Source organism: Tritonibacter horizontis (genome assembly GCF_001518015.1).
GTDB lineage: Bacteria > Pseudomonadota > Alphaproteobacteria > Rhodobacterales > Rhodobacteraceae > Epibacterium > Epibacterium horizontis.
Window position 1 is genome coordinate 1 of sequence record NZ_LPUY01000116.1, and the last position, 2825, is coordinate 2825.

A 2825-nucleotide genomic window follows, 5' to 3' on the forward strand; every position below is an offset into this window, starting at 1 on the left:
GCCGCCGCCCGGCCCAACCGGGCAAGTGGCGCTTGCCGACAGGCAGGGGACACGCCTGGGCGGGAGCGCCCCGCCCCAATTCAGCCTCCGGCGACACAACTTGCAATGGGCCTGCGGGAAATCCTTGCCCCGCTCCGCCAGCCTGCTACCCTGCGCCAAAGATCAGATCCGACAAGGACTTTCATGAGCACCGCCCTGCCCGACTACTACTTCCGCATCCGCGAAAACGGCGCCCTGGTCTTTCGGGTCGACAGCGAAAACCGCAACCGCCGCATCGAGATGGACCAGATCGCCGTGGTCAACCTGCGCAAGGGCGACATCAAACCGCAGGGCGACCGGGTGCTCACCTCCGAAGACCTCGCCGCCATCGAGCAGTGGATGACCGAGCGCACCGCGCTTCTGGCCAGCCGCGAGGTGGATGACATCCGGCGCGCCGTGGATCATCTGAACCTGACCACCCAATGGGTGCAATCGCGCGCCAGCGACGCACAGCTGGACGCGGTGACCGACAGCTTGCTGCTGGCGATGCACGACCTGCGCAATGCGCTGGTGCGCAAAAAGGCCGACCGGCTGAAACCGCAGGACTGAGCCCGGGGGCAGGATGCCCCCCCCCGCGCACGGGTCGGAACGGGCGACAGGTCCGCCCCCGCCGCGACATGTCCGATCCGCGCACGGATTGCGCCTCAGGATCCTGTGGCCTGCCCCTGCACACCCGCAGCTGTCGTGACCTCAGCCTCCACGGCCTCCAGCTCAACCCGCGCAAGCGTGTGCAGCCAGAACCGGACCAACAGCAACACCCCTGCCGTGCTGAGGCCAAGGATCAGGCCGGTCCAGACGCCAACCCCGCCCAGCCCGAGCGTGAACCCCAGAAGGTAAGAGGTCGGCACCCCGATCACCCAATAGCTCAGCGCCGCCATCACCATCGGCACGCCGGTGTCCAGCAAGCCCCGCAACAGACCCAGCGCAATCGCCTGCATCCCGTCCATCAGCTGGAACAGCGCCGCCATCGCCAGCAGCGAAATGCCAATGGCCAGGATCTCGGGCTTTTGCGGATCATCCGGGTCGAGGAACAGCAGGATCAGCGGCTCTGGCGCCAGAAAGAACACCAGCGCCGTGGCCACCGCAACCCCCAGCGACGCCACCGTCACAACCACGGCGCCGCGCACCATATGCGCCCGGTCCCGCCGCCCCAACGCATTGCCGACGCGGATCGTGGCAGCGTTGGACAGCCCGAGATGCAACATGAAGGTCAGCCCCGCCACCGACACCGCGATGCCATGGGCGGCCAGCGGCACCGTGCCCAGCCAGCCCATCATCATCGCCGAGGCGGTAAACAGGCTCACCTCACACAGGGTGGTCAGCCCGATGGGCAACCCGTGGCGAAAGATCTCCTGCATCATCTCCCAGTCAGGGCGCTGCAGGTTGCGCAGCAGATCATGCTCCGGCAGCCGCCACAGGCTGTAGGCGATCACCGCCAGCACCGAAACCATCTGCGTCGCCAGGGACGCCAGTGCGGCCCCCTGCAACCCCATCTCTGGCAGGCCAAAATGGCCAAAGATCAAAACGTAGTTGACCAGCCCGTTGACCACAGCGGCAATCACCGTGATCCACAGCACCGCCTGGGTGCGCTCCAACCCGGCAAGGTAGGATTTCAGCACCATCACCAGCAGCGCCGGAAAGATCCCCCAGCCTGCGATCCGCAGATAGCTGCCCGCATCGGCCGCCACCTGCGGCTGTTGCCCGGCGGCCAGCAGGATCGCTTCGGACCACCACATCAGCGGCATCGCCACCATGCCGTAAACCAGCGACAGCCACAGCCCCATCCGGGTGGCCCGGCGAATGCGCCGATGGTCCCCGGTGGCGGCCGCCGAGGCCACCATCGGCATCACCGCAAAGGCAAAGCCCGCGCCCAGGATGAACCAGACGAAAAAGAACGACTGCGCCAGCGTCACCGCCGCCAGCTCCGCCACGCCATACCAGCCCAGCATGATGGTATCGGTCAGGCCGATGGCGAATTGCGCCAGATGGCCGCCAATCAGCGGCAGACCCAGAATCGACAGCGCCCGGACATGGCCGCCATAGCTCATCTGTGTGGGTGAGGTGATACTTGCCATGATAACGGCCTCCTTGTGCCCAAGCCCTTAGGTCGGGCGGAGCGTTTCAACAAGTCAGCTTTGTGTACCGATACAATTGCACAAGTTTTCAGCAGTTTGAAAACACCTGTTTCGCGCCGTCTGCACCCGCTCCGCACCGTCCCCGGTTCCGCGCCGGGTTCCCTCCGATGGCACCGATCTAGAGCGCGCGCAGCAGCAGTTGCAGACAGAGGACCGCCAGAACCGCGCCCGCCGTGACCTCCAGCAGCGCCGCAATCCGCGCCGCGGCCTGCCCGCCGCCGGTGCTGAACCAGCGGGCCAGCAGGCCGCCCCGCACCCCGGCCGCAATCAGCGCCACAGCAAGGGTGACGCTGGCAGTGCCCAGCCCCATCGCAAAAGTGCCCGCCACACCCGCGCCCAGCACATCCAGCCGCCAGGTCAGCAACAGCAGAAACACCGCCCCCGTACAGGGCCGTGCGGCAATGGCCAGTACGATCGCCAGCGCCTCGCGCCAGGATCTGAGCGCCGCGGCATCTTCCAGCGTCGGCCCATGGCGATGGCCGCAGCTGTCACAGAGCCCGGCCTCGCCCGCCGTTGCCGCCTGTGAAGGCGCGTGGTGATGATGGTGGTCGTGGTGGTGATGCGCATGGCCGTCCCCTGCGTCATGGGCGTCATCGGCCGCATGGGCTTCGTCTTGCGCCTGCGACGTGGCCGCCGGCTTGCGCCGCATCA

At 67.0% G+C, this 2825-nt stretch carries 3 protein-coding genes; 1 reads left to right on the top strand and 2 read right to left on the bottom strand.

The window, feature by feature from the left end:
- Nucleotides 1-183: 183 nt before the first annotated feature.
- Nucleotides 184-588, top strand: a complete 405-nt coding sequence (locus TRIHO_RS20110) for a hypothetical protein (RefSeq protein WP_068248087.1) — start codon at nucleotides 184-186, stop codon at nucleotides 586-588.
- A gap of 95 nt (nucleotides 589-683) precedes the next feature.
- On the opposite strand, the gene TRIHO_RS20115 is transcribed toward TRIHO_RS20110, so the two are convergent.
- Complete coding sequence (locus TRIHO_RS20115; RefSeq protein ID WP_082705247.1) at nucleotides 684-2114, bottom strand: MATE family efflux transporter; 1431 nt, start codon at nucleotides 2112-2114, stop codon at nucleotides 684-686.
- A 178-nt stretch (nucleotides 2115-2292) separates the two neighbouring features.
- A partial coding sequence (locus TRIHO_RS20120; RefSeq protein ID WP_068248089.1) for a HoxN/HupN/NixA family nickel/cobalt transporter occupies nucleotides 2293-2825 on the bottom strand: 533 nt, incomplete at its 5' end.